The 24,557-nt window shown below is 73.9% G+C and carries 20 protein-coding genes and 1 tRNA gene; 15 read left to right on the top strand and 6 right to left on the bottom strand.

Annotation, left to right across the window (positions count from 1 at the left end; all coding sequences use genetic code 11):
- Nucleotides 1-14: 14 nt before the first annotated feature.
- Nucleotides 15-290 (bottom strand): hypothetical protein, encoded by a 276-nt coding sequence (locus ANAEK_RS02005; RefSeq protein ID WP_012524479.1) that lies wholly within the window; start codon nucleotides 288-290, stop codon nucleotides 15-17.
- Nucleotides 291-442: 152 nt separating this feature from the next.
- Here ANAEK_RS02005 and ANAEK_RS02000 point away from each other — a divergent pair, with 152 nt between their 5' ends.
- Genes ANAEK_RS02000 through ANAEK_RS01965 form a run of 8 tightly spaced genes read left to right on the top strand, consistent with a single transcriptional unit; the run spans nucleotide 443 to nucleotide 8,995 of the window.
- A complete protein-coding gene (locus ANAEK_RS02000; RefSeq protein WP_012524478.1) occupies nucleotides 443-1,957 on the top strand; it encodes a menaquinone biosynthesis decarboxylase in 1,515 nt (504 codons plus the stop codon).
- Between the two features lie 2 nt (nucleotides 1,958-1,959).
- On the top strand, nucleotides 1,960-2,661 hold the full coding sequence (locus tag ANAEK_RS01995) for a ubiquinone/menaquinone biosynthesis methyltransferase (protein WP_232288344.1): 702 nt from the start codon (nucleotides 1,960-1,962) through the stop codon (nucleotides 2,659-2,661).
- A complete protein-coding gene (locus ANAEK_RS01990; RefSeq protein ID WP_012524476.1) occupies nucleotides 2,658-3,245 on the top strand; it encodes a UbiX family flavin prenyltransferase in 588 nt (195 codons plus the stop codon). The genes ANAEK_RS01995 and ANAEK_RS01990 overlap by 4 nt, the downstream gene beginning before the upstream one ends.
- A gap of 1 nt (nucleotide 3,246) precedes the next feature.
- Nucleotides 3,247-4,413 (top strand): aminofutalosine synthase MqnE, encoded by a 1,167-nt coding sequence (gene mqnE, locus ANAEK_RS01985; RefSeq protein ID WP_012524475.1) that lies wholly within the window; start codon nucleotides 3,247-3,249, stop codon nucleotides 4,411-4,413.
- A gap of 14 nt (nucleotides 4,414-4,427) precedes the next feature.
- The gene (gene mqnC, locus ANAEK_RS01980) at nucleotides 4,428-6,308 is read left to right on the top strand and encodes a cyclic dehypoxanthinyl futalosine synthase (RefSeq protein ID WP_012524474.1); all 1,881 of its coding nucleotides are present in this window, start codon (nucleotides 4,428-4,430) and stop codon (nucleotides 6,306-6,308) included.
- A complete protein-coding gene (locus tag ANAEK_RS01975; RefSeq protein WP_012524473.1) occupies nucleotides 6,305-7,543 on the top strand; it encodes an amidohydrolase family protein in 1,239 nt (412 codons plus the stop codon). Before mqnC ends, ANAEK_RS01975 begins: the two co-directional genes overlap by 4 nt.
- Nucleotides 7,540-8,400 carry a UbiA-like polyprenyltransferase gene (locus tag ANAEK_RS01970; protein WP_012524472.1) on the top strand — a complete coding sequence of 287 codons (861 nt, stop codon included), beginning with the start codon at nucleotides 7,540-7,542 and terminating at the stop codon, nucleotides 8,398-8,400. Before ANAEK_RS01975 ends, ANAEK_RS01970 begins: the two co-directional genes overlap by 4 nt.
- 13 nt (nucleotides 8,401-8,413) lie before the next feature.
- Nucleotides 8,414-8,995: a GbsR/MarR family transcriptional regulator gene (locus ANAEK_RS01965; RefSeq protein WP_012524471.1), complete on the top strand. Its 582-nt coding sequence runs from the start codon at nucleotides 8,414-8,416 to the stop codon at nucleotides 8,993-8,995.
- Here ANAEK_RS01965 and ANAEK_RS01960 read toward each other — a convergent pair.
- Nucleotides 8,958-10,481 carry an ATP-binding protein gene (locus tag ANAEK_RS01960; protein WP_157376731.1) on the bottom strand — a complete coding sequence of 508 codons (1,524 nt, stop codon included), beginning with the start codon at nucleotides 10,479-10,481 and terminating at the stop codon, nucleotides 8,958-8,960. The two genes, ANAEK_RS01965 and ANAEK_RS01960, sit on opposite strands and share 38 nt — an antisense overlap.
- Nucleotides 10,482-10,698: 217 nt before the next feature.
- Between ANAEK_RS01960 and prfA the strand changes: the two genes are divergently transcribed.
- The 5 genes from prfA to ANAEK_RS01935 all read left to right on the top strand — a co-directional run bounded on the left by prfA (nucleotide 10,699) and on the right by ANAEK_RS01935 (nucleotide 15,177).
- Nucleotides 10,699-11,811, top strand: coding sequence for a peptide chain release factor 1 (prfA, locus tag ANAEK_RS01955; RefSeq protein WP_012524469.1), 1,113 nt, complete (start codon nucleotides 10,699-10,701; stop codon nucleotides 11,809-11,811).
- Nucleotides 11,808-12,668, top strand: a complete 861-nt coding sequence (prmC, locus tag ANAEK_RS01950; protein WP_012524468.1) for a peptide chain release factor N(5)-glutamine methyltransferase — start codon at nucleotides 11,808-11,810, stop codon at nucleotides 12,666-12,668. The genes prfA and prmC overlap by 4 nt, the downstream gene beginning before the upstream one ends.
- A gap of 79 nt (nucleotides 12,669-12,747) precedes the next feature.
- Nucleotides 12,748-14,016 (top strand): UDP-N-acetylglucosamine 1-carboxyvinyltransferase, encoded by a 1,269-nt coding sequence (gene murA, locus ANAEK_RS01945; RefSeq protein ID WP_012524467.1) that lies wholly within the window; start codon nucleotides 12,748-12,750, stop codon nucleotides 14,014-14,016.
- Nucleotides 14,016-14,681, top strand: a complete 666-nt coding sequence (gene hisG, locus ANAEK_RS01940) for an ATP phosphoribosyltransferase (protein ID WP_012524466.1) — start codon at nucleotides 14,016-14,018, stop codon at nucleotides 14,679-14,681. The genes murA and hisG overlap by 1 nt, the downstream gene beginning before the upstream one ends.
- 112 nt (nucleotides 14,682-14,793) lie before the next feature.
- Nucleotides 14,794-15,177, top strand: a complete 384-nt coding sequence (locus tag ANAEK_RS01935; RefSeq protein WP_012524465.1) for a zf-TFIIB domain-containing protein — start codon at nucleotides 14,794-14,796, stop codon at nucleotides 15,175-15,177.
- Nucleotides 15,178-15,202: 25 nt separating this feature from the next.
- On the opposite strand, the gene ANAEK_RS01930 is transcribed toward ANAEK_RS01935, so the two are convergent.
- The 4 genes from ANAEK_RS01930 to ANAEK_RS01915 form a co-directional block, all read right to left on the bottom strand.
- Nucleotides 15,203-15,898, bottom strand: coding sequence for a sulfite oxidase-like oxidoreductase (locus ANAEK_RS01930; RefSeq protein WP_012524464.1), 696 nt, complete (start codon nucleotides 15,896-15,898; stop codon nucleotides 15,203-15,205).
- Nucleotides 15,899-16,132: 234 nt separating this feature from the next.
- On the bottom strand, nucleotides 16,133-17,908 hold the full coding sequence (locus tag ANAEK_RS01925; protein WP_012524463.1) for an acyl-CoA dehydrogenase family protein: 1,776 nt from the start codon (nucleotides 17,906-17,908) through the stop codon (nucleotides 16,133-16,135).
- Nucleotides 17,909-17,951: 43 nt separating this feature from the next.
- Nucleotides 17,952-19,124 carry an acetyl-CoA C-acyltransferase gene (locus ANAEK_RS01920; RefSeq protein WP_012524462.1) on the bottom strand — a complete coding sequence of 391 codons (1,173 nt, stop codon included), beginning with the start codon at nucleotides 19,122-19,124 and terminating at the stop codon, nucleotides 17,952-17,954.
- A 44-nt stretch (nucleotides 19,125-19,168) separates the two neighbouring features.
- Complete coding sequence (locus ANAEK_RS01915) at nucleotides 19,169-21,553, bottom strand: 3-hydroxyacyl-CoA dehydrogenase/enoyl-CoA hydratase family protein (protein ID WP_012524461.1); 2,385 nt, start codon at nucleotides 21,551-21,553, stop codon at nucleotides 19,169-19,171.
- Nucleotides 21,554-21,857: 304 nt separating this feature from the next.
- Here ANAEK_RS01915 and prpR point away from each other — a divergent pair, with 304 nt between their 5' ends.
- Nucleotides 21,858-23,834: a propionate catabolism operon regulatory protein PrpR gene (gene prpR, locus ANAEK_RS01910; protein ID WP_012524460.1), complete on the top strand. Its 1,977-nt coding sequence runs from the start codon at nucleotides 21,858-21,860 to the stop codon at nucleotides 23,832-23,834.
- A gap of 79 nt (nucleotides 23,835-23,913) precedes the next feature.
- A tRNA-Gly gene (locus tag ANAEK_RS01905) sits at nucleotides 23,914-23,989 on the top strand.
- Nucleotides 23,990-24,557 lie beyond the last annotated feature (568 nt).

The raw sequence follows: 24,557 nt of genomic DNA, 5'->3' as shown, positions 1-24,557 counted from the left end.
GCGGCGCGGCGGGGTCAGGCGTTTCGCCAGGCCCGCTCGGCGCGCAGGATCACCTGCCCGAGCGGCACGTCGTAGGGCCAGGAGTCGAGGATCAACCGGCCCAGGTCCTCCGCCCGGTCGCGCTTCGGCGGCAGCGCGTCGCCGTCCAGGGCCGAGAGGTAGCCCTGCAGGCGCGAGCGGCACGTCCCGAGCTGCTCGGGGCAGAGCCGGTGCTGGTTCGTGGACAGCTCGCCGTCGAGCTCAGTGAGGGCGAGCACGATGAGGTCGCGGGCGCGGTTTCGGCGTTCCATCGAGGCGAACCATCACGCGTCCGCTTGACCGAAGTCAAGCGGCCCGGGCCAGCGTCCCGGAATCATGAGGCTCTCCCCGCCGCGGCGGGGCCTCCGGATCCGTTCAACGAACATTGAAACCCCCGGGAACCTGGGGTACAGATCCGCGCGCCATGGCCTACCGCTCGCTGCGTGAGTTCCTCGCCCGGCTCGACGAGGCCGGCGAGCTGGTCCGGATCACCGAGCCCGTCGACCCGGTCCTCGAGATGGCCGCCCTCGCCGACCGCGCCGCCAAGCAGGGCGGCCCGGCGCTCCTGTTCGACCGCCCCGGGACCCTGCCCGTCGCGATGAACCTGTTCGGCACGCGCCGGCGCACCAGCTGGGCGCTCTCCTGCGACGACTTCGAGCAGCACGCGGACGAGCTGCGCGCGCTGCTCCGCACCGCGCCGCCCCAGTCCTTCTGGGACAAGCTGAAGATGCTCCCGAAGCTGGGGAAGCTCGCGGCGATGGCCCCGAAGCACGTCTCCTCCGGCGCCTGCCAGGACATCGTGGACCGCGAGCCCGACCTGGGCACGCTGCCGGTGCTCACCACCTGGCCGCACGACGGCGGGCCGTTCGTCACGCTCCCGCAGGTCATCACCCGCGACCCCGAGACCGGCATCCGCAACGTGGGCATGTACCGGCTCCAGGTGCTCGGGCCGCGGCGGCTCGCGCTGCACTGGCAGCTCCACAAGACCGCCACCGCGCACTACCGCGCCTACCAGCAGCGCGGCGAGCGGATGCCGGTGGCCATCGCGCTCGGCGGCGACCCCGCCCTCACCTACTGCGCCTCGGCGCCCCTGCCGCCCAACGTGGACGAGTACCTGTTCGCCGGCTTCCTGCGCGGTTCGTCGGTCCACACCGTGACCGGCGTCGCCACCGGGCTCGACGTGCCGGCCGACGCCGACCTCGTCATCGAGGGCTTCGTGGACACCGCCGCGCCGCTCGTGCGCGAGGGCCCGTTCGGCGACCACACCGGGTTCTACTCGCTCGCCGACGACTATCCGGCGCTCGACGTGGTCGCGATCACCCGCCGCAAGGACGCGGTCTACCCGGCGACGGTGGTGGGCCCGCCGCCGGTCGAGGACCAGTGGCTGGGCAAGGCCACCGAGCGCATGTTCCTGCCGCTCATGCAGATCGTGGCGCCCGAGATCGTGGACATCTGCATGCCGGTCGAGGGCGTCTTCCACAACCTGTGCCTCGTCTCCATCAAGAAGGAGCACCCGGGGCAGGCGAAGAAGGTCATCCACGGGCTGTGGGGCTCCGGGCAGATGGCGCAGACGAAGACGCTGGTGGTGTTCGACGACGACGTGGACGTGCAGGACGTGCCGCAGGCCGCCTGGCGCGCGTTCGCGAACGTGGACGTGAAGCGCGACCTCGTGATCGCCGACGGGCCGGTGGACGTGCTCGACCACGCCGCCGGCGGGTTCGCCTACGGCGGGAAGATCGGCGTGGACGCCACGCGCAAGTGGCGCGAGGAGGGCGGGCGCGAGTGGCCGGAGGTGTGCGTCCACCCCCCCGAGGTGATCGCGCGGATGGACGCGCTCTACGACCGGCTGGTGCCGGGCGCGGCGCCGCTCCGCCGCCCGCGCATCGCCCCACCCCCGGCGGCGTCCTGGACGCCGCGCCGCGGAGGGATCCTCCAGTGAACGTGAACGTTCCGCTGCCCGGCGAGGCGCACCGCGGCTCCGCGGTCCGGGCCATGTTCGACCGCATCGCCCCGCGCTACGACCTGCTGAACCGGGTCATGACACTGAAGGTGGACCAGGCCTGGCGCCGTCGCCTGCTCTCCGACCTCGCCCCGAAGGACGGCGAGCGGATGCTGGACCTGTGCGCCGGGACCATGGACGTCGCCGACCTGGCCCGCCGCCGCGCCCCGGGCCTGCGCGTCACCGGCGCCGACTTCTCCATGCAGATGCTCCGCCGCGGGGTGGAGAAGACCGCCCTGCCCGCCTCGCAGGCCGACGCGATGGCGCTGCCGTTCCTGGACGCGCGCTTCGACCTCGCCACGGTGACGTTCGGCATGCGCAACCTGGAGCGCTACGAGGTGGGCCTGGCCGAGCTGGCGCGGGTGCTGCGCCCGGGCGGCCGCCTCGGCGTGCTCGAGTTCTTCCGCTCCGAGTCGCGCGGCTCGCGCCTCGTGCACGGTGCGTACAACCGGCTGGCGCTGCCGGTGCTGGGCCGCATCCTCTCGCCCGACCCGGAGGCGTACCGCTACCTGGTGGCCTCGATGGAGCGCTTCGCCTCGCGCGTCGAGTTCGAGGACGCGGCGCGCCGCGCCGGCTTCCGCGAGGTGCGCGGCGAGACGCTGTTCCCGGGCGTGTGCGGGCTCGTCACGGCGGTGCGCGCGTGAAGCTGGTGGTCGCCGTCTCCGGCGCGTCGGGCGCCCCCTACGCGAGGCGGCTCCTCGACTTCCTGGCCGCGAACGCGGACCTGGGCGTGTCGGCGGACCTCGTCTTCACGCAGACGGGGAAGCAGGTCTGGAAGCAGGAGATCGGCGCCGAGCCGCGCTACCCGTTCAAGATCTGGAAGAACCAGGACTTCACCGCGCCGTTCGCGTCGGGCTCGTCGATGTACGACGCCATGGTGGTGATCCCCTGCTCGGCGGGCGCGCTGGCGCGCATCGCCTACGGGATCTCGGTGGACCTCGTCGGCCGCGCGGCCGACGTGATGCTGAAGGAGCGCAAGCGCCTGGTGCTGGTGCTGCGCGAGACGCCCATCTCGCTCGTCCACGCCCGCGCCATGACGCAGGTGATCGAGGCGGGCGCGTTCGTGATGCCGGCCTCGCCCTCGTTCTACTCGGGGCCGAGGACGGTGGACCAGGTGGTGGACACGGTGGTGGCGCGGGTGCTCGACCGGCTGGGCATCCCGAACGAGCTGATGAAGCGCTGGGACGGCATCTCGCCCCGCGCCCCGGAGCCGGTGGAGGAACCCTGACATGCTCTCGACCCTGGCGAACCGCGCGCTCGAGCGCGACGGCCTCGGGCCCATCCGCGACAAGGTGCTGGCCGGCGAGCGGCTCACCGACGAGGACGGCCTGAAGCTGTTCGAGGCCTCGGACCTGCCCGCGCTCGGCGCGCTCGCGAACCACGTGCGCGAGGCCCGCCACGGCGCGCTCGCGTTCTACAACCGCAACGTCCACCTCAACCCGACCAACGTCTGCGTCGCGTCGTGCAAGTTCTGCTCGTTCGCGCGCAAGGACGACCAGCGCGCCTCCGACGGCTACACCATGTCGATCGACGAGGCGGTCGGGAAGGTGCTGTCGCGCAAGCCGCTCGGCGTCACCGAGGTGCACATCGTCTCGGGCCTGCACCCGGACCTGCCGTTCGAGTACTACACCGAGCTGCTCTCGCGGATCCGCGCCGGCTGGCCCGAGGTGGCCATCAAGGCGTTCACCGCCATCGAGATCCACTTCTTCGCCGAGAAGTTCGGCATGAGCTACGAGCAGGTGCTGCGCCGGCTCATGGACGCCGGGCTGCAGACCATGCCCGGCGGCGGCGCCGAGATCTTCGCGCCGCGGGTGCGCCGGAAGATCTGCGACGACAAGGCCACCGCCGACCAGTGGATCGAGATCCACCGCACCGCGCACCGCCTGGGCGTGAAGACGAACTCCACCATGCTCTACGGCCACATCGAGCGGCTCGACGAGCGGGTGGACCACATGCGCCGGCTGCGGGCGCTGCAGGACGAGACCCACGGCTTCCAGGTCTTCATCCCGCTCGCGTTCCACCCCGAGCACAACATGATCGGCAAGGCGTTCCCGAAGCCCACCGGCTACGACGCGCTGCGCACGCTCGCGGTGGCGCGGCTGTACCTCGACAACTTCGACCACGTGAAGGCGTACTGGGTGTCGCTCGGCGAGCGGCTGGCGCAGACGGCGCTCTCCTTCGGCGTGGACGACCTCGACGGCACCGTGCTGGAGGAGCGCATCTACCACATGGCCGGCTCGACGGTGCCGCAGGCGCTCAGCGAGCGCACGCTGCACCAGCTCATCCGCGCCGCGGGCCGGGTGCCGGCCGAGCGCGACAGCCTCTACCGCGTGCTGAAGGTCCACGACGCGCCGCTCCCCGAGGAGCCGCCCGCGCGCCTCCAGGTCACCGCCTGATCCCGAGAGCTCCCATGCCGAAGAAGATCCGCGCCGCCGCCGTCTCGTTCCTGAACGCCTGGCCGCTCACCGCCGGGCTGGAGGGCTCCGAGCGCATCGAGCTGGTGCTGGCCGAGCCGTCCCGCTGCGCGGCCATGCTGGAGGCGGGCGAGGTGGACCTCGCGCTCGTGTCGGTCGCCGCGCTCACCAAGGGCCAGTACGACATCGTGCCCGGCATCGCCATCGGCGCCGACGGCCCGGTGCAGACGGTGGTGCTCGCCGGCGAGCAGTCGCCGGCCATCTGGGACGAGGTGTTCCTCGACACCGCCTCCCGCACCTCGCACGTGCTCGCGAAGCTGGTGCTCGACGCCATGGGCGTGCACCCCAGGTTCACCCCCATGCACGCGGACGAGGGGCTGGCCCGCGCCAGGGGCACCAAGGGCGCGCTCGTGATCGGCGACCGCGGGTTCGGCGTCCGCGCCAACCACGTGCTCGACCTGGGGCGCGAGTGGACCCGGCTCACCGGGCTCCCCATGATCTTCGCGCTGTGGGCGGCGCGGCCGGGCGCGGTCACCCCCGAGGACGTGCAGGAGCTGACCCGGGCGGCGCAGCACGGCCTCGGGATCCGGACCGAGCTGGCGCAGAAGTTCGCCGCGCAGAAGGGCGGCGACCCGGAGAAGTACCGCCGCTACCTCACCCAGAAGATCCGCTACGGCCTCGGCCCCTACGAGCTGCAGGGGCTGGAGGCGTTCCTGGAGCGCGCCGCCGCGAAGGGCTTCCTGCCCCCCATGCCGCTCCGCTTCGTGGACGACGTGGTGCGGACCCGGCGGGTGCGCCGCGCCGTCTCGGTGGACACCGCGCTGCAGAAGGGCGCGGACGGCGAGCGGCTCGACGCCGACGAGGCGGCCACGCTCGACGAGAAGGCGCCGCTGCTCGAGCTCGGGCTGGCGGCCGACCAGCGCCGCCGCGCGCTCCACCCCGGCGACCTCGTCACCTACATCGTGTCGCGGAACGTGAACTACACGAACGTGTGCACGACGGCGTGCCACTTCTGCGCGTTCTACCGCCCCCGCGGCCACCAGGAGTCGTACGTCCTCACGCGCGAGGAGCTGACGCAGAAGATCGACGAGACGGTGGCGCTGGGCGGGATCGAGATCCTGCTGCAGGGCGGCCTCCACCCCGACCTCGGCGTCGAGTGGTACGAGGACCTGTTCCGCTGGGTGAAGCAGACCTGGCCGGTGATCAACCTCCACGCGCTCTCCCCCGAGGAGATCTGGCACATCGCCCGGACCAGCGAGCTCGGGCTCGAGGCCACCATCGACCGGCTGGTCGCGGCCGGGATGGACTCGATCCCGGGCGGCGGCGCCGAGATCCTGGACGACGAGGTCCGCCGCAGGATCGCGCCGCTCAAGTGCTCCACCGACGAGTGGCTCACGGTGATGAAGGCGGCCCACCTGAAGGGGCTGAAGAGCACCGCCACCATGATGTTCGGGGTGGGCGAGGGGCCGGAGCACCGGGTGGCGCACCTGATGCGGCTGCGCGAGCTGCAGGACGAGACGCACGGCTTCACCGCGTTCATCTGCTGGCCGTTCCAGTCGCAGAACACGCGGCTCGAGCCGGGCGACGGCAGCGCCCACGCCTACCTGCGCACCAACGCGCTCTCGCGCCTGGTGCTCGACAACGTCCCGAACCTGCAGGCGTCCTGGGTGACCATGGGCGGGGGCGTGGCCCAGGCCGCGCTGCACATGGGCTGCAACGACTTCGGCCAGGTGATGATCGAGGAGAACGTGGTCTCCGCGGCCGGCACCACCTTCAAGATGGACTCGGAGGAGGTGGAGCGGCACATCCGCGACGCCGGCTTCCGCGCCGCCCGCCGGAACATGAAGTACCAGCTGGTGGAGGAGACCCGCGCGTGATCCGGGTGGTGGCCGCGCCCTGGGTCCTCCCAGGCCTCGCGCCCGGCGCTCCGGCGGCGTCCGCGCCGGCGATCGCCGACGGCGCGGTGGCGCTGGAGGGCGATCGGGTGCGCGCGGTCGGGCCGCGCGCCGAGGTGGAGGCGCGGTTCGGGCCGGGCGAGCGCCTCGACGCGGTGCTCCTCCCGGCGCTCGTGAACGCGCACCTGCACCTCGAGCTCTCGCACATGAAGGGCTGGGTGGCGGGCGGCGAGGGGCTGCCCGGCTGGATCCAGCTGTTCGTGGCCGCGCGCCGGCGCACGCGCGAGGGCGAGCCCGAGGAGGCCATGGGCATGGCCGCCGAGGACCTGGTCCGCGCCGGGGTGGCCGCGGTGGGCGACATCAGCAACACGCTCGACTCGCTCGCCCCGCTCGCGGCCGCCGGCCTCGGGGGCACGATCTTCCACGAGGTGTTCGGCTTCACGCCGGAGCGCTTCGAGGAGGCCCGCGCCGCCGCGCGCCAGGTCCGCGAGGCCGCCGCCCCGCCGCCCGGGCTCCGGGTGGTGGAGAGCCCGCACGCGATCTACTCGACGAACGCCGCGGCCCTGCGCGCGCTGCTCCGCGGCGGCCCCGGCTCCCTGCACCTCGCCGAGGATCCGGCCGAGCGCGCCTTCTGCGCGACCGAGTCGGCCGGCCCCTTCGGGCGCATGTACGCGACGCTGGGCGCGGCGCTGCACGCGCTGCGGATCACCGGGCGCTCGCCGGTGGACGCGGTGAAGGCCGAGCTCCGCCCGCACCACCTGGCGGTGCACTGCGTGGACCTCGACGACGAGGACGTGCGCGTGCTCGCCGCCACCGGCGCCACCGTGGTGCTCTGCCCGCGGTCGAACCGCTACATCCTCGGCGCGCTGCCGCGCCTCGAGGCGCTCCTCGCGGCGGGGATCCCGCTCGCGGTCGGCACCGACTCGCTCGCCAGCGCCCCCTCGCTCGCGCCGCTCGCGGAGCTGGCGCTGCTGCGGCGCGAGGTTGCCGCCGTGGCCGCTGCCCGGCTGCTCCCGCTCGCCTGGAACGGGGCCGCGCTGGCCGCCCCGCACGTGGGCCGGCTCGCGCCGGGCGCCGCGCCGGGCGTGGTCGCCGCACCGCTCGAGGGCGCGCGGCCGCCGGATCCGGCCGAGTGGCTGGTCTCCACCTTCGGCGCCGAGGAGCGCCCGTTCACCTGGCTCGCCCGGCAGCGGCCGGGCCCGGAGCGTCCCGAATGACCGTCGCCGCGCTCGCGCGCATGGTGAAGCTCAGCCACTCGCTGTTCGCGCTGCCGTTCGCGGCCGCGGCGGTGGCGCTGGTGGCCGCCGAGGCGCGGCTGGACCTGGCCCGCCTCGCGCTGGTGGCGCTGGCGGTGGTGGCGGCGCGCACCGCCGCCATGGCCATGAACCGCATCGCCGACCGGGCGTTCGACGCGCGCAACCCGCGCACGCAGCGGCGCGAGCTGGTCACCGGCGAGGTCTCGGCCGCCGCGGCCTGGGCGCTGCTGGCCGGCTCCTCGGCCGCGTTCGTGGTCGCCGCCGCGCTCATCTCGCCCATCTGCGGCGCGCTGGCGCTGCCGGTGCTCGCGATCCTGCTCGGCTACTCCTACGCGAAGCGCTTCACCTGGGCCTGCCACCTGTGGCTCGGGGTGGCGCAGGCGCTCGCGCCGGTGGGGGTGGCGATCGCGCTCACCGGGACGGCCCCGCTCGCCTCGGTGGTGCTCGGGCTCGGCGTGGGCGCGTGGATCGCCGGGTTCGACGTCTTCTACTCGATGCAGGACATGGACTACGACCGCGGCGCGGGGCTGCGCTCGATCCCGGCGCGCTTCGGCGTCGCGGGCGCGCTCCGCTGGGCCCGCGGCCTCCACCTGCTCGCCGCCGCCGCGATCTTCGCCGCCGGCGCGCTGGCCGGGCGCGGCGCCGGCTGGATCACCGGGTCGGTGATCCTCGCGGCCACGCTCGCGGCCGAGCACCGCTACGTCGCGCCGGGCGGCGCGCTCCGGCCGGAGCGGATCAACGTCGCGTTCTTCAACTATAACGCCTTCGCCTCGATCGCGTTCGCGCTGTGCGCGCTCGCCGATCTGGCGCTCCGGTGACCGGGGGACCCGCATGACCGCCGCCGCGCAACGCGCCGCCGCGCCGACCTCCCACGCGCTGCAGAAGGCCGACCTGGCCGTCGCCGACGCGGTGGGCGCGCTCATGGAGCTGTGGGGCTTCCGGCGCCAGCTCGGGCGCATCTGGGCGGTGCTGTTCCTGTCGGACCGGCCGCTCGCCGCGCCCGATCTGTGCGACCGGCTGCAGATCTCCACCGGCCTGCTCTCGATGAGCCTCGCCGAGCTGCGCCGCTGGGGCGTGGTGCGGACCGTGGAGGTCCCGGGGGACCGCAAGGAGCACTTCGAGGCGGAGACCAACGTCTGGAAGCTGGTGGCCCGGGTGCTGCGCGAGCGCGAGAAGCGCGCGGTGGAGCAGGCGCTCGCCGCGTTCGAGCGCGCGCTGGGCGAGGTGCGGGGCGCGCTCGCCGACGTGGACCCCGCCGTGAAGGCACAGGCGCGCTTCAAGGTGCGGCGGCTGGAGGTGCTCTCGGACCTCGCGCGCGCGGCGCTCACCGTGCTGAAGCTGCTGGTGGACTCGAGCCGCGCCGACGTGGGGCCCATCAAGGCGCTCTCCGAGGCGCTGGCGCGGCGGGACTGACCGCCGCGCCCGGCGCCCCGGCCCGCTCCGGATCGGCCGGCGCGAGCGGCAGCGCGACCGTGAAGGTGGCGCCCTCCCCCGGCGTGCTCTCCGCGCCGATGGTGCCACCGCTCGCCTCCACGATCTCCCGCGCGATCCAGAGCCCCAGGCCCAGCCCGCCGTAGTGCCGCGCCTCGTGGGCGCGCTCGAACCGCCCGAAGATCCGCTCCAGGTCCGTCGCCGGGATGCCGATGCCCCGGTCGCGCACCCGCAGCACCGCGCGCCCGCCCTCCCTGCGCAGCGCGATGGTGACGGGCCGGCCGGCCCCGAACTTCAGCGCGTTGGAGGCGAGGTTGGTGAGCACCTGCTCGATCCGCAGCCGGTCGCCCTCGCAGGCGATCCCCGCCTCCACCTCGAGCTCGAGCGCGCTGCCCGCGCGCGCGGCCGGCTCGGCGAGGCGCGCCGCCGCCTGCCGGACGGCGTCGGAGAGGTCGAACCGCCGCCGCTCCAGCGCGGCGCGCCCGGTGGCGAGGCGCGACACGTCGAGCAGCGCCTCGACCAGCCGGCCCAGCCGCTCCACGCTGCCGGCCGCCGACGCGACCTGGCCGCGGGCGCGGCCGGCGTCGGGGGGGTCGCGATCGAGCGTGCGGAGCGCCTGCTGCGTCTGCAGCAGCGCGGCGGTGACCGGGGTCTTCAGCTCGTGGCTCGCCACCGACAGGAACACGTCCCGGGCCGCGATCGCCTCCGACTTGTGGCGCTCGACCTCCTTCTGCGCCTCGATGTCGGTGAAGGTCCCGAACCACTTCACCACGCGCCCGCCGGCCTCCCGCAGCGGCACCGCGGACACGAGGAACCAGCGGTAGCCGCCGTCGTGCCCGCGCAGCCGGTACTCGCCCGAGACCGTGCGCCGCGCGGCGAAGCCGGCCGCCCAGTCGGCGCGGGCCCGGGCCCGGTCGTCCGGGTGGAACTGCGCCTCCCAGCCGGCCGCGCGGATCGCCTCGTTGTCGAGGCCGGTGTAGGCCTGGAACTGCGGGCTGTGGAAGTCCGGCGTGCCGTCGGGCGCGAGCGTGAACACGAGCTGCGGGATGGTCTCGACCAGCGTGCGGAAGCGCTCCTCGCTCTCGCGCACCGCGCGCTCGCGCGCGGCCCGCTCGACGAACCCGTCGCGGATCGCGCCGACGGCCGCCACCAGCAGCGCCGAGAGCGCCACGAACGCGCCGGTCGCGGTCAGCTCCCGGGCGCCGAAGCTCCATCCGGAGGCGGGGCCCAGCAGGACCAGGTTCACGCCCAGCGCGGAGAGCAGCGCCGCGAAGATCCCCGGGCCCACCCCGCCCAGCCACGCCGAGAGCAGGACGAACGGGATCACCGGGACGAAGGGCGCGCGCGCCAGGTGCTCCGCGCCCGCCGCCGCGAGCGCCGCGCCCGCCACCGCCAGCGACGCCGACACCGCGTAGGCGGGCGCGCGGCGGAGCGCGGGCGGAGGAGGAATGCGGAGCGGCGGGCGCATGTCCATCCGGCAGCTGCCTCCAGCTGCGAGGGTACCCACGCCCGCGGCGAACGCCACGCGCCCTCCCCGGCCCTGCGGGGGTGACCCTCCTTTGCGCGCCGCACCCGCGGTGCGCGTGCGGCGCTTCGCCCGGCCGGTGCGGCGCGCCGGGCCCGGCGGCCGCCGGCGGCCACACGCCTTGCCCATCCCCGCGTGGAAACGGTAAGAAGTCCCCCCCATGCTGTCCCCCGACGTCCTGAAGAAGCTCGAGGCCATCGAGCAGCGGTTCGAGGAGCTCACCCAGCTCCTCTCGGACCCGGCCGTGGCCGGCAACGGCGACCGGTTCCGGAAGGTGGCGAAGGAGCGCGCCTCCATCGAGCAGACCGTCACCGCCCTGCGCGCCTATCGCAAGCTGCTCGAGGACGTGGAGGGCAACGAGGCGCTGCTCGCGGACAAGGACCCCGAGCTGCGCGAGCTCGCCAAGGAGGAGCTGGCGCAGCTGCGGCCGCAGGTGGAGCCCGCCGAGGAGCAGCTCAAGCTGTACCTCGTGCCGAAGGACCCGAACGACGAGAAGGACGTCATCGTCGAGATCCGGGCCGGCGCGGGCGGCGACGAGGCGGGCCTGTTCGCGGCCGAGGTCATGCGCATGTACGTCCGCTACGCCGAGCGCCGCGGCTGGCGCGTCGAGCTGATGGACACCTCGGGCGGCGCGCTCGGCGGCGTGAAGGAGGCGACGCTCACCGTCTCCGGCGACGCGGTCTACTCCTCGCTCAAGTACGAGTCCGGCGTGCACCGGGTGCAGCGCGTCCCCGCCACCGAGGCCCAGGGGCGCATCCACACCTCCACCGTCACGGTGGCGGTGATGCCCGAGGCGGAGGAGATCGACGTCCAGGTGAACCCGGCCGACGTGGAGATGGACGTGTTCCGCTCCACCGGCTCGGGCGGCCAGTCGGTGAACACCACCGACTCCGCGGTGCGCCTCACCCACAAGCCGACCGGCATCGTGGTGAAGTGCCAGCAGGAGAAGAGCCAGCTGAAGAACCGCACCATGGCCATGAAGATGCTGCGGGCCAAGCTGTTCGAGATCGAGCAGGAGCGGCAGCGCAGCGCGCGCGACGCGACCCGCAAGTCGCAGGTGGGCACCGGCGACCGCTCCGAGAAGATCCGCACCTACAACTTCCCGCAGGACCGGCTCACCGACCACCGCGTGAACTACACGCGCCACAACCTGCCCGCGGTGATGGACGGCGACGTGCAGGACGTCATCGACGCCTGCCGGACGTTCTACGCGGCCCAGGCGCTGCGCGAGGCGTCGCGCGGCGAGGCCGGGGCGGCGGAGCGGCGCGCGTGAGCGAGGGCGAGGCCTGGACGACGCTCCGCCTCCTCGCCTGGACCCAGGAGTTCTTCGGCCGCAAGGGCGTGGACGCGCCGCGGCTCACCGCGGAGCTGCTGCTCGCGCACGCGCTGCGCTGCGAGCGGATGCGGCTCTACCTCGACTTCGACAGGCCGCTCGGCGAGCCGGAGCTGGCCGCGTTCCGCGAGCTGGTGCGGCGCCGGGCCGAGGGCGAGCCCACCGCCTACCTCACCGGCCGGCGCGACTTCTACGGCCGGCCGTTCCTCGTGGACGCGCGCGTGCTCGTCCCGCGGCCCGAGACCGAGCTGGTGCTGGAGGCGGCGCGCGACGCGCTGCCGGAGGGCGGGGCCGCGCTCGACCTGTGCACCGGGTCCGGCGCGCTGGGCGTGTCGCTCGCGCTGGAGCGGCCCGGCGCGCGGGTGGTCGCGACCGACCTCTCCGCCGACGCGCTCGCGGTCGCCGCCGAGAACGCGCGCGCGCTCGGCGCGGCGGTGGACCTGCGCCAGGGCGACCTGTGGGCGCCGCTCCGCGAGGGCGAGCGCTTCGACGTGATCGTGTCCAATCCGCCCTACGTGCCGCGTGGCGAGCTGGACACGCTGCCCCGCGAGGTCCGGCGCGAGCCGCGGCTGGCGCTGGACGGCGGCCCGGACGGCCTCTCGCTGCTCCGGCGCATCGTGGAGGGCGCGCCCACCCGGCTCGTGCCCGGCGGCACGCTCGTGCTGGAGATGCACGAGGGCCACCTGGAGCTCCTGCCGCGCCTGTGCCGCGACGCGGGCTTCGAGCGGGCGGAGGCCCGGCGGGACCTCGCCGGCCTGCCCCGGCTCACGGTGGCGCGCCTGCCGGGCGCCGCGTAGAATCCGCGCCGCCGCTCGCATCCCGCTTGCACGCTGCACCGTCCGGGCGATCCCCTGCCCTGACGCGAAGGAGCCACCGTTGGACAAGATCGTGATCGAGGGAGGCGTCCCGCTCCGCGGGAGCGTGGACGTCTCGGGCGCGAAGAACGCCGCGCTGCCCGTCATCGCCGCCGCCCTGCTCGCCGAGGGCGAGCACGAGGTGCGCAACGTCCCGGACCTCGCGGACGTGCGCACCCTCGGCAAGCTGCTCGGCCACATGGGCTGCGAGGTGGCGCGCGGCGAGGGCGACCGGCGCACGGTCCGGCTCCGTGTGCCCGCCGCTGTGGCGCCCGAGGCGCCCTACGAGCTGGTGAAGACCATGCGCGCCTCGGTGCTGGTGCTCGGGCCGCTGCTCGCGCGCCTCGGCCGGGCGCGCGTCTCGCTGCCCGGCGGCTGCGCCATCGGCGCCCGCCCCATCGATCAGCACCTGAAGGCGCTCACCGCGCTCGGCGCCGAGATCCGGATCGAGCACGGCTACGTGAACGCCACCGTGCCGCGCGGCCGGCTCCGGGGGACGGTTTTCACCTTCGACGCCCAGACCGTCACCGGCACCGAGAACGTGATGATGGCGGCGGCGCTCGCCGAGGGCGAGACGGTGCTGCGCAACTGCGCGCGCGAGCCGGAGGTGAAGGACCTCGGCGACGCGCTGGTCGCGATGGGCGCGCTGGTCGAGGGCGCCGGCACCGACGAGATCTGGATCGAGGGCGTCCCGTCGCTCCGGCCGCTGTCGCACGCGGTCATCCCCGACCGGATCGAGGCCGGCACGTTCCTGGTGGCGGGCGCGCTGCCCGGCAACGACGTGACCGTCCGCGGCTGCGTGGCGGCGCACCAGGAGGCGCTGGTCGAGAAGCTCCGCGCCGTCGGCGCCGAGGTGACGAAGGTGGAGGGCGGCCTGCGGGTGGTGGGCGACGGCCGCCCGCGGCCGGTGGACGTGCGGACCGCGCCGCACCCCGGGTTCCCCACCGACATGCAGGCGCAGCTCATGGTGCTGCTCTGCCTCGCCGACGGGACCTCGCGCATCACCGAGACCGTGTTCGAGAACCGCTTCATGCACGTCCAGGAGCTGATCCGCCTCGGCGCCCACGTCGAGGTGGACGGGCGCGTCGCCATGGTGAAGGGCGTCCCGGAGCTGTCCGGCGCGCCGGTGATGGCGTCGGACCTGCGGGCCTCCGCCGCGCTGGTGCTGGCCGGCCTCGCGGCGAGCGGGACGACCGAGGTGCTGCGCGTGTACCATCTCGACCGCGGCTACGAGCGGATCGAGGAGAAGCTGGCGCCCCTCGGGGCGCGCATCCGGAGGGTGAGAGGCTGATGCCGGGCACGAGCGAGCTCATCACGGTGGCGGTGCCGAAGGGGCGCCTCCTGCAGGAGTCCTCGGCGCTGTTCGAGCGGGCGCTCGGCGTGTCGCCGCGCAAGCTGCTGGAGGGCACGCGCAAGCTGGCCGCCGACGCCCCCGAGGCCGGCCTGCGCTTCATCTCGATCCGCGCCGGCGACGTGGCGAGCTACGTGGAGCACGGCGCCGCCGAGGTCGGCATCGTCGGGCTCGACGTGCTGCGCGAGGAGCCGCGCGACCTGTACGAGCCGCTCGACCTGGGGATCGGCCGCTGCACCGTGATCGTGGCCCGCCCGAAGGGCGCCCGGCCGCTGCCGCGCGGGGTCGCGCCGCGGGTGGCGACGAAGTACCTGTCGCTCGCGGCCCGCCACTTCGCCGCCAAGGGGGTGCCGGCGGAGATCATCCCGCTGCACGGCTCCATCGAGGTGGCGCCCTCGCTCGGGCTCGCCGACACCATCGTGGACATCACCGAGACCGGGGAGACGCTGCGCGCGAACGGCCTGGTCATCGAGGAGAAGGTCCTCGAGGTCTCGGCGCGCCTCGTCGTGAACCGGGTGGCCCTGAAGCTCCACCCGGAGCGGCTGCGTCGTCTGATCGAGGCATTGCGCGCCGCCGTCGCCGCCGCGGGCGCCGAAGCCCGTTGAAACGTGGCACGGCTTCTGCCTAGTATGACCAGGACTCGGCAAGAGCCCGTCCTCGCTTGAAATCCCGATCCCAACCCGTCGTGTCACCGGTCCGAGGAGGACCCGCTACGTCATGGATTGCCCGCGGTGCAGCGTCGAGCTGAACGAGATCGCCCACGAGGACAGCGCCGTCCAGCGCTGCGCCGAGTGCGGAGGCATCTGGGTGGGTGACGCCGCCGATCTCAACAAGGTGCTGCTGCACGCCAACCTGCCGGCGCTGTCAGCGCTCGGCGGGTACGTGAACGCGGACGAGATCTCCGGGATGTGCCCGGCCTGCAACGTGGACCTGGTGGTCGTCGAGGGGGGCGAGAAGCGTGCCCTCGCCTACGACACCTGCGAGTCCTGCGGCGGGATCTGGGTGGACGGGACCGAGGACGAGCCGGCGGCCGAGCTCGACTGGAAGGGCGCCACCGCGCAGATCGTGGCGTTCTTCAAGGCGTTCGCGAAGAAGAAGTAGCCGGCGCCCGCGCGCGGGCCCCCGCTCACCAGGTCCGGTCGTCGCGCCACGGGTGCGCGGTGTTGGAGTAGCCGCGGATCTCCCAGTAGCCGCGCCGGTCCTGCGTCATGAGCTCGAGGCGCGTGACCCACTTCGCGCCCTTCCAGGCGTAGAGCTGCGGGACCACGATCCGCACCGGCCCGCCGTGCTCGCGGGTGACCGGCTTGCCCTCGACCGCGTGCACCAGCAGCACGTCCGGCTTCAGCGCCTCCTCCAGCGGCAGGTTGGTGGAGTAGCCGTCGGCGGAGTGCGCCATGAGGTGCGTGGCCGACGCGGTGGGCCGCGCCAGCGCGAGCACGGTCTCGAGGCGGACCCCCCGGAACGCCACGTCGAGGATCGACCAGCCGGTCACGCAGTGGAAGTCGGCCTCCTCGTCCACCTGCGGGAGCGCCAGCAGGTCGGCGTAGGAGAGCTCGAGCGGCGCCTCGACCGCGCCGTCCACCGCCAGCCGCCAGCGCTCGGGCGCGACGTCCGGCGTGCCGGTGCCGAGATCCATCACCGGCCACTCGTGCTTCTCGAACACGTTCTGGCCGGGCGGCTCCTTCGGCATGCCGTGCCGGTTCGCCGGCCCGTCGCCCTGCGGGCTCGCGTCCGCGAGGGAAGGCGTGGCCTTCATCTTCTCGCCGAAGCGCGCGCGCAGGAGCGCCACGCCCTCCGCGATCCGCCGCTGCTGGTCGTCCACCGGGGTGCCCTTCCCCGGGCCCGCCGCGGGCCCGGCGCGACGAGCCTAGCCCGGCCCGCGCGCCGGCGCAGCCCCGATGCATCGGAGCGCGGCCGCGACCGCGCGCCGCCCGGCGCGCCCGCGGGGACCTCGCGCGCGCCCGCGCACGCGGCGTGCGAGGTCACGGGCCCCGCGCAGCAGGAGTGGGGCCCCGACGGCTCCGCCGGCGGGGCGAGGGCGCAGCCCTCGTCACGATCAGAACGGGTACTTCTCGCTCTCCAGCACCGCGTCCGCCAGGCGCCGCTTCGCCTGGAGCAGGCCGGCGGCGTCGTACTTCGAGAAGCGGCGGATGCCGCCGAGCAGGATGGTGAGCGTGTCGCCCTCGCCCACGTAGAACGCGGCGCGGCGGGCGGCGGTGGCGGCCTTCTCGGCCGCGGCGAAGGTGTGGACCTTCACCGCGGCGGCGGCGAGCGCGCGGCGCGCCTCGGGCTGCGTGGCCGCGGTCTTCTCGGCGCGGAGCACCACGCTCTCCGCCGCGAACGCCTGGATGGCGACGTCGGCGAGCGCGAGCAGCACCTCCTGCTCGTCCTTCAGCGCCTCGCCGTACTTCTGCACCGCGGCGCCGGCCACCACCAGGAAGGCGCGCTTCAGGTTGGCCACGGTGGCCTTCTCGGCCGCGAACGGCACCGCCGGATCGACCTCGTCGAGCGACGGGTTCATGAGGGCGTCCATCGCCTTCATGACCTCGCGCTGCAGCGGCAGCTCACCCTTCAGCGCGCGGCGCAGGATGGTGCCCGGCACGAGCAGCCGGTTGATCTCGTTGGTGCCCTCGAAGATCCGGTTGATGCGCTCGTCGCGGTAGTACTTCTCCGCCGGGTACTCCTGGATGAAGCCGTAGCCGCCGTGGATCTGCACCACCTCGTCCACCACGTCGGCGAGCACCTCGCTGCAGAACACCTTCGCGATGGCGCACTCGATCGCGTACTCCTCGATGCCCTGCTGGTAGGCCTCGTAGTACCCGGGCTGCTCCGCCGGGATGGTGGCGAGCCGGTCGTCGATGAGCCCGGCCAGGCGGTAGATGAGCGACTCCGAGGCGTAGACGCCGGCGGCCTGGTCGGCGAGCTTCTCGCGGATCGCGCCGAAGCGGGCGATGGGCGTGCCGAACTGCTTGCGGGCGTTCGCGTAGGCGGCGCCGGTGGCGAGCGCGAGCTTCGCCGCGCCGGTGACCGCGGCGCCCAGCTTGAAGCGGCCCACGTTCAGCACGTTGAAGGCGATCTTGTGCCCCTTGCCGATCTCGCCGAGCACGTTCTCGACCGGCACCTTGGCGCTCTCGAAGATCACCGAGGTGGTGGAGGAGCCCTTGATGCCGAGCTTCTTCTCCTCGGGCCCCACCGTCACGCCGGGGAAGGTGCGCTCCACCAGGAAGGCGGTGAAGTGCTTGCGGTCCACCTTCGCGAACACGGTGAACAGGTTCGCGAAGCTGCCGTTGGTGATGAACTGCTTGGTGCCGTCGAGCAGGTAGTGCTTCCCGTCGGGCGAGAGCGTGGCGATGGCCTTGCCGCCCATGGCGTCGCTGCCCGCCTCCGGCTCGGTGAGACAGTACGCGGCGGCCCACTCCCCGGTGACCAGCTTCGTGAGGTAGCGGTCCTTCTGCGCGTCGGTCCCGTAGTAGACGAGCGGCAGCGTGCCGATGCCGGTGTGCGCCGCGTAGGAGACCGAGAACGCGCCGCCCATGCCCATCCGCTCGGCGGCGAGCATGCTGGTGGCCTTGTCGAGCGCCAGGCCGCCGTAGGCCTCGGGGGCGTCGATCATGAGCAGGCCCGCGTCGCCCGCCTTGCGCATGAGCGCCGCGGCCACGCCCGGCTCGTGCTGCTCGAGCGCGTGCTCGGCCGGGAGCGCCTCGGTCTCGGCGAACTGCTCCGCGGTGTCGGCGATCTGGCGCTGCTCCTCGGTGAAGTCCTCCGGGGTGAAGACGTCGTCCTTCGTCGCCTCGGAGATCAGGTACTCCGCGCCCTTGAACAGCCTGGCCATGGTCGCTCCTCCTCGTCGCCTTCCGTGAGCCGCCCGCGCGCCCTCAGGCGCGCTCGAACACCGCCGCCGCGCCCATCCCGCCGCCCACGCACATCGACACGATCCCGTGCCGCGCGCCGGTCCGCCGCAGGCCGTGCAGCAGCGTGGCGGTGAGCTTCGCGCCGGTGCAGCCGAGCGGGTGCCCGAGCGCGATGGCGCCGCCGGTGGGGTTCACCCTCTCCGGATCGAGCCCGAGCGCGCGCACGCAGGCGAGCGACTGCGCCGCGAACGCCTCGTTCAGCTCGATCTGCCCGACGTCCTCGAGGCGCAGGCCGGCGCGCTTCAGGGCGGCCGGGATGGCCTCGACCGGGCCGATGCCCATGATCTCCGGCGGCACGCCGCGCACCGCGTAGGAGACGAAGCGCGCCAGCGGCGCGAGGCCGGTGCGGGTGAGGAACGCCTCGGAGACCACCAGCGCGGCCGCGGCGCCGTCGGTGGTCTGGGAGGCGTTGCCGGCGGTGACGGTGCCGTCGAGCTTGAACGCCGGCTTGAGCTTCGCGAGCGCCTCCTGGGTCGTGCCCGGGCGCACGCCGTCGTCGGCCGTGACCTGCTCGGTGCGGCGCACCGGCTTGCCCTTCTCGAGCGTGACCTGCTCCACCTCGACCGGGACGAGCTCGTCCGCGAACAGGCCCTCCGCCTGCGCCCGCGCGGCGCGGGCGTGGCTCTGCACCGCGAACGCGTCCTGGTCCTCGCGGCTGACCTGGTCGCGCGCCGCCACCAGCTCGGCGGTGATGCCCATGGCCGCGAACGACTCCGGCCAGGACGCGACCAGCGCGGGGTTGGCGCTGAAGTGCGAGCCGCCCATGGGCACGAGGCTCATGCTCTCCGCCCCGCCCGCCACGATGCAGTCGGCCTGGCCGGCCATGATCCGCTCGGCCGCGGTGGCGATGGTCTGCAGGCCCGAGGCGCAGAAGCGGTTCACCGTCTGGCCCGGCACGCCCACCGGCAGCCCGGCCCGGAGCGCCGCGACGCGCCCCAGGTTCATGCCCTGCTCGCCCTCGGGGAACGCGCACCCGAGGATCACGTCCTCCACCTGCCCCGGGTCGACGCCGGTCCGCGCCAGCAGCGCGCGGATGGCGACCGCGGCGAGGTCGTCCGGGCGGACGTCCTTCAGCTTCCCCTTCTTCGCCTTGCACCCGGGGGTCCGCACCGCTGCGAGGACGTAGGCTGCGCTCATTCCAGTCTCCTCTCGCGCTCGCGCGCTCGACGCCGGTTCGACCGCTAGTTCCGGAGCGGCTTGCCCTTCTTCAGCATGTGCTGGATGCGCTCGAGCGTCTTCCGCTCGCCGCACAGCTTCAGGAACGCCTCGCGCTCGAGATCGAGCAGGTCCTGCTCGCTGACGGGCGTGCCCGCCGGCACGTCGCCGCCGGTCATGACGCCGGCGATGGTGCGGCCGAGCTGCTCCTCGTACTCGGTGATGAAGCCGCCCATGCGCATGTTCCAGAGCTGGGAGGCGATGCTCGCCGCCGCGCCGCGGCCCGGCGCGCGCAGGCCGGTGGCGGGCGTGCCCGGCCGGAAGTTCGCGGCCAGCGCCAGCGCCTTCTGCTTCGCGTCGTGCACCAGGCGATCCGGCGAGAGCGTCACCGCGTCGCCCTCGCGGAGCATCCCCATGGCGACGAGCTCGTCGGCGGAGGCGCTCACCTTCGCGAGCGCGACGGTGTTGAAGTGCTTGAACACGAACGGCGAGGCGTCGATCTCGTACTTCTCGGCGAGCCGGATCGCGCGGAGCGCCATCTCCTTGGTGCCGCCGCCGGCGGGGAGCAGCCCCACGCCGATCTCGACGAGCCCCATGTACGTCTCGGCGAGCGGGTTCATGGCGGTGGCGTGCAGGCACACCTCGCAGCCGCCGCCCAGGGCCAGCCCGTGCGGCGCCGCCACCACCGGCACCCGCGCGTACTTGAGCGCCATCATCGCCTTCTGGAACGCGCGGATGGTGAGCGCGATCTCGTCGAAGGCGCCCTCGGCGATCGCGACTGCGATGAGCATCAGGTTCGCGCCGGCCGAGAAGGCCGGCTGGCCGCGGTTCGCGATGACGAGCCCCTGGCCGTCGCGCTCGGCGCGCGCCACCGCCTTGTGGACCATGGCGAGCACGTCCGGGCCGATGGCGTTCATCTTGGTGTGGAACTCGAGGCAGAAGACGCCGTCGCCGAGGTCCAGCACCGAGGCGCCCGCGTTCCGCTCCACCACCGCGCCGGACTTCTCCAGCACCGCGAGGTCGATCTGGTCGGCCGGGCGCGGCACGTCGCGGTAGCCGCCGCCGGCGAGGTCGAGGAAGCGGCGCCGCCCGTCCTCCTCGGCGTAGAAGCGCTCGATGCCGCGGAGCCGCTCCGGCACGGCCACGCCGTCCTGCGCGGCCCGGGCCACGAACGCCGGGACCCCGATGGCGTCGAGCATCTCGAACGGGCCGAGGTCCCAGCCGAAGCCCCAGCGCATGGCCGCGTCCACGTTCACCACGTCGTCGGCGATCTCCGGGATGCGCTCGAACGCGTAGAGGAGCGTGTCGCGCAGGTTGCGCCAGGCGTGCTCGGCGGCCTTGTCCTTCCCGGCCAGCGCGGTCCGGAGGCGCTGCACCGGGTCGTCGATCCCCTTCGTCGCCTCCACCGCCGCGCTGCGCGGCTTCGCCGCCGGCACGTACTCGCCCTTGCGGTGGTCGTAGATCGAGAGGCCGCCGCCCTCGCCCTTCTCCTTCCGGAAGAAGCCGCCCCTCGACTTGTTGCCGAGGATCCCCTTCGCGACCATCTGCTCCAGGAAGGCGGGCAGCTTGAACTCGTCGCGGCGCGAGTCGCCCGGGAGCAGGTCGTAGGAGTTCTTCGCCACGTGCAGCAGCGTGTCGAGGCCCACCAGATCGGCGGTGCGGAACGTGGCGCTCTTCGGCCGCGCGGTGGGCGGGCCGGCGATGGCGTCCACCTCCTCGACGGTCAGGTCGAGCTCGACCATGTGCCGGATGGCGTTGCACATGGCGAAGACGCCGATGCGGTTCGCCACGAAGTTCGGCGTGTCCTTGCCGGTGACGATGCCCTTGCCGAGGCGCACGCGGATGAGCTCGGCCATCCCCGCCGCGATGGCCGGGTCGGTGTGGCGGCTCGAGACGATCTCGACGAGCCGCATGTAGCGCGGCGGGTTGAAGAAGTGGGTGACGAGGAAGCGCGGGCGGAGCGCCTCGGGCAGCGTGTCGGCGATGGCGTTCACCGAGAGGCCGCTCGTGTTCGTGGTGAGGACCGCGGTGGGCTTGAGGTGCGGGGCGATGCGCCCGAGGAGCTGGCGCTTCACCTCGAGGTTCTCGAGCACGACCTCGACCACCCAGTCGCAGCTCGCGAGCCGCGGGAGGTCGTCCTCGAGGTTGCCCACGTCGATGCGCGACGCGTAGGAGGGCAGGTAGAGCGGCGCCGGCTTGAGCTTCTCGAGGCCGGCGCGCGCCGCGGTGGCGAGGCGGTTGCGGACCGCCGGGCTGTCGAGCCCGAGGCCGGCCGCCCGCTCGTCGGCGTTCGGCTCCTTCGGGACGATGTCGAGGAGCAGCACCCCGAAGCCCGCGTTGGCGAGGTGCGCGGCGATGGTGCTGCCCATCACGCCCGACCCCAGCACCGCCACCCGCTCGATCCGGTCCATCGTGGCCTCCGTGGTGCGTTCGCGTCCGCTGCGCGGCCCCTGCCGGCCGCCGCGCCGACGCGCACAAGTTGCACGTGCCGCACCACGTCATCGCCGGCGGCCGGTCGAGCGGCCAAGGCGGCGGGTTGACATGCGAATCAATGTGGCGTCCCCAGGCGGGTCTTAGTCCCCGACGTGTTCCGATCTGTTCCGCCTCTGGCGCGCAACGTTCCGGTTTCGGTACATTCCCCGGTACACCAGGCCCGCCTGCCCCCGACCCAGAGTCGTTTGCTCCTGACCCAGAGTCGTTTCGCGAGGAGCCGTCATGACCCCCGCCGACCGCCGCCCCATCGTCTGGGCGTTCAGCACGAGCCGACTCCGGCACGTGTTCGAGAGCGTGGCGCCGCTCATGGCCGACGTCGCCGAGGTCCGGGTCTTCGACAAGGGGTTCGAGGAGGCGCTCCAGGTCGCGCGCGAGCTCCGGCAGTCCGGCGAGGAGGTGGACGCGTTCGTGGCGGCCGGCACGAACGGCGCCTACCTCCGCGACCACGCCGACGTGCCGGTGGTGGTGGTGACGGCCTCGACCGTGGACGCGCTCCAGGCGCTGGTGCAGGCGCGCAAGCTCTCCAGGCGCATCGGCGTGGTGAACTTCCGGCGCACGGTGGCGGGCCTGGAGGGCGTGCACCTCATCGACGACACGGTCATCGAGCAGCGGCCGTACGTGACGCCGGAGGAAGGGCAGGCCGCGGTGGACGACCTCTCCGCGCGCGGCTTCAAGGTCATCGTCGGCCCGGGGCCCATCTGCTCGGTCGCGGAGCGCTCCGGGCTGCGCGCGGTGCTGCTGTACGGCCAGGACTCGCTGGAGGAGGCGATCCGCCAGGCCGCAGAGGTGGCGCGCATCGCGCGCGTCGAGGGCTCGCGGCGCACGCACCTCCAGGCGATGTTCCAGCACCTCGAGGTCGGGATGGTGGCGGTGGACACCGAGGAGCGCATCCAGGCCATCAACCCGGCGCTGCAGCGGCTGCTGGGCGTCACCGCGGCCGAGGTGCACGGCCGCAGGCTGTCCGCGGTCGCGCCGGAGCTCGCCCTCGGTCCGGTGCTGGAGGGGGGCCCGCCGGAGGTGGAGACGGTGCAGCGCATCGGCGTCTCGGCCGCGGTGGTGAGCCGGTTCCCGCTGCACGAGCACGGGGTGCTGCGCGGCGCGGTGCTCACCTGCCAGCCCGCGCCCATGATCCAGCGGCTCGAGCGCGGGCTCCGCTCGACGCACCGCCCGCCGCGGTTCGTGGCGCGGTACGCGCTCTCCGGCCTGGTGGGCGAGTCGCCGGCGATGGACCGGCTGCGCGAGCTCGCCGGCCGATACGCGCGCACCGACGCCACCGTGCTCATCACCGGCGAGAGCGGCACCGGCAAGGAGATGGTGGCGCAGGGCATTCACGGCGCGAGCCGCCGGCGCGACCGGCCGTTCGTGGCGGTGAACTGCGCCGCGTTCCCGGAGACGCTGCTCGAGGCCGAGCTGTTCGGCTACGAGGAGGGCGCGTTCACCGGCTCCCGTCGCGGCGGGCGCCCCGGCCTGTTCGAGGCGGCGCACACCGGCACGCTGTTCCTCGACGAGATCGGCGACGTGCCGGTCACGCTGCAGACGCGGCTCCTGCGCGTCTTGCAGGAGCGGCAGGTGCTCCGGCTCGGCAGCAACGACCCCACCCCGGTGGACGTGCGCGTCATCGCGGCCACGCACCGCGACCTCCGCCAGGCCATCGCGCGCGGCGAGTTCCGCGAGGACCTGTACTACCGCCTCGACATCCTCCCGCTGCACCTGCCGCCGCTCCGCGAGCGGGGCGAGGCGGACGTCGAGCTCATCGCCTCCGACCTGCTGAAGCGCGCCCTGCTCCGCCACGACGCCGCCGATGCGCACCGGCGCGCGCTCTCGACGGTGCTGCCGCGGCTGCGCGGCCACGCCTGGCCCGGAAACGTGCGCGAGCTCGAGAACGTGCTCGAGCGCGTGGCGGTGCTGTTCGCGGATCGCGACCCGCGCGCGCGCGTGACCGAGGAGGAGCTCGCCGCGGTGATGCCGGAGATCTCGGACCCGTCCGCGCGCGCCGCCGCGCCCGCCGCGCCCGCCGTGCCCGCCGCTCCCTCCGCGCTCGCCGCGCCCATCGACCTCCGCCTCGCCCGCGCCGCCCAGGAGCGGGCCCTCATCGAGCGGACCGTGGCCGAGTGCGGCGGCAACCAGGCCGAGGCCGCCCGCCGGCTCGGGATCGGGCGGACCACGCTGTACCGGAAGCTCGGGAGGGTCAGGGCGTAGGCCTCTCGCGCCGGCGACCGGGGCGCCCCCCGATCTCCTTGACTCCCGGCCGCCTTCACGGCAAAAACGGGGTCGCGACGCGGGAATAGCTCAGTTGGTAGAGCATCAGCTTCCCAAGCTGAGGGTCGCCGGTTCGAATCCGGTTTCCCGCTCCATCTTCCAGGCCGGAACTTCTTGAGCTTTCGCTCGCGGGGTTCCGGCCTTTCACGTTCTGGCGGTTCACGCTCGCGTCACGCTCGCGCCTCCCGTTCGCGCGGGCCGGTCGCGACGGCACACGGAGGCGCGGCGTCTCGCGCGCCGCCGGAGCCGGTCACCGACGCTCCCGGACGGCGGGCCCCGTTCCGCTGGGTGGACCGGCGTGCAAGTACGGCAACCCGTCCATGCGCTCGATCGCGAAGAGCCCGTGCCGGGCTCCCCACGATGCCCACGCCAGCTCCGCTCCCCTGACCCAGACGACCTTGCCGGCCGATCCGGCGAGGACGCGCCGCTGCCGGATGCACCAGGCGAGCCTCGCCCATCCAGTCCACTCCGGCGCGAGGAGGGCCACGCGCTCCCGCACCCTCTCCATCCAGCGTCTGCTCATCTCTCGACCTCCACGTGCGCTGTGGTCGGCCCCCGCGGCCGCGCAGGGGCCGGTGCGCCCGCCGTGAGGAGGACGCGCCTTCGTTTCGTCGCAGACGGGGGAGCGAGCTGCCGCGCGCCACGATCGCCTCGGCCGACGCG

This window comes from Anaeromyxobacter sp. K (assembly GCF_000020805.1).
In the GTDB taxonomy this organism is placed as follows: domain Bacteria; phylum Myxococcota; class Myxococcia; order Myxococcales; family Anaeromyxobacteraceae; genus Anaeromyxobacter; species Anaeromyxobacter dehalogenans.
Note: the sequence above shows the minus strand (reverse complement) of the source record. Positions and strands in the feature narration are given on the sequence as shown.

Excerpts from the sequence above, each read along its gene's own strand:
- ANAEK_RS02005 (WP_012524479.1), bottom strand. The coding sequence starts at position 290 with ATGGAACGCCGAAACCGCGCCCGCGACCTCATCGTGCTCGCCCTCACT.
- ANAEK_RS02000 (WP_012524478.1), top strand. The coding sequence starts at position 443 with ATGGCCTACCGCTCGCTGCGTGAGTTCCTCGCCCGGCTCGACGAGGCC.
- mqnE (WP_012524475.1), top strand. The coding sequence starts at position 3,247 with ATGCTCTCGACCCTGGCGAACCGCGCGCTCGAGCGCGACGGCCTCGGG.
- mqnC (WP_012524474.1), top strand. The coding sequence starts at position 4,428 with ATGCCGAAGAAGATCCGCGCCGCCGCCGTCTCGTTCCTGAACGCCTGG.
- ANAEK_RS01970 (WP_012524472.1), top strand. The coding sequence starts at position 7,540 with ATGACCGTCGCCGCGCTCGCGCGCATGGTGAAGCTCAGCCACTCGCTG.
- ANAEK_RS01965 (WP_012524471.1), top strand. The coding sequence starts at position 8,414 with ATGACCGCCGCCGCGCAACGCGCCGCCGCGCCGACCTCCCACGCGCTG.
- ANAEK_RS01960 (WP_157376731.1), bottom strand. The coding sequence starts at position 10,481 with ATGCGCCCGCCGCTCCGCATTCCTCCTCCGCCCGCGCTCCGCCGCGCG.
- prfA (WP_012524469.1), top strand. The coding sequence starts at position 10,699 with ATGCTGTCCCCCGACGTCCTGAAGAAGCTCGAGGCCATCGAGCAGCGG.
- hisG (WP_012524466.1), top strand. The coding sequence starts at position 14,016 with ATGCCGGGCACGAGCGAGCTCATCACGGTGGCGGTGCCGAAGGGGCGC.
- ANAEK_RS01935 (WP_012524465.1), top strand. The coding sequence starts at position 14,794 with ATGGATTGCCCGCGGTGCAGCGTCGAGCTGAACGAGATCGCCCACGAG.
- ANAEK_RS01925 (WP_012524463.1), bottom strand. The coding sequence starts at position 17,908 with ATGGCCAGGCTGTTCAAGGGCGCGGAGTACCTGATCTCCGAGGCGACG.
- ANAEK_RS01920 (WP_012524462.1), bottom strand. The coding sequence starts at position 19,124 with ATGAGCGCAGCCTACGTCCTCGCAGCGGTGCGGACCCCCGGGTGCAAG.
- ANAEK_RS01915 (WP_012524461.1), bottom strand. The coding sequence starts at position 21,553 with ATGGACCGGATCGAGCGGGTGGCGGTGCTGGGGTCGGGCGTGATGGGC.
- prpR (WP_012524460.1), top strand. The coding sequence starts at position 21,858 with ATGACCCCCGCCGACCGCCGCCCCATCGTCTGGGCGTTCAGCACGAGC.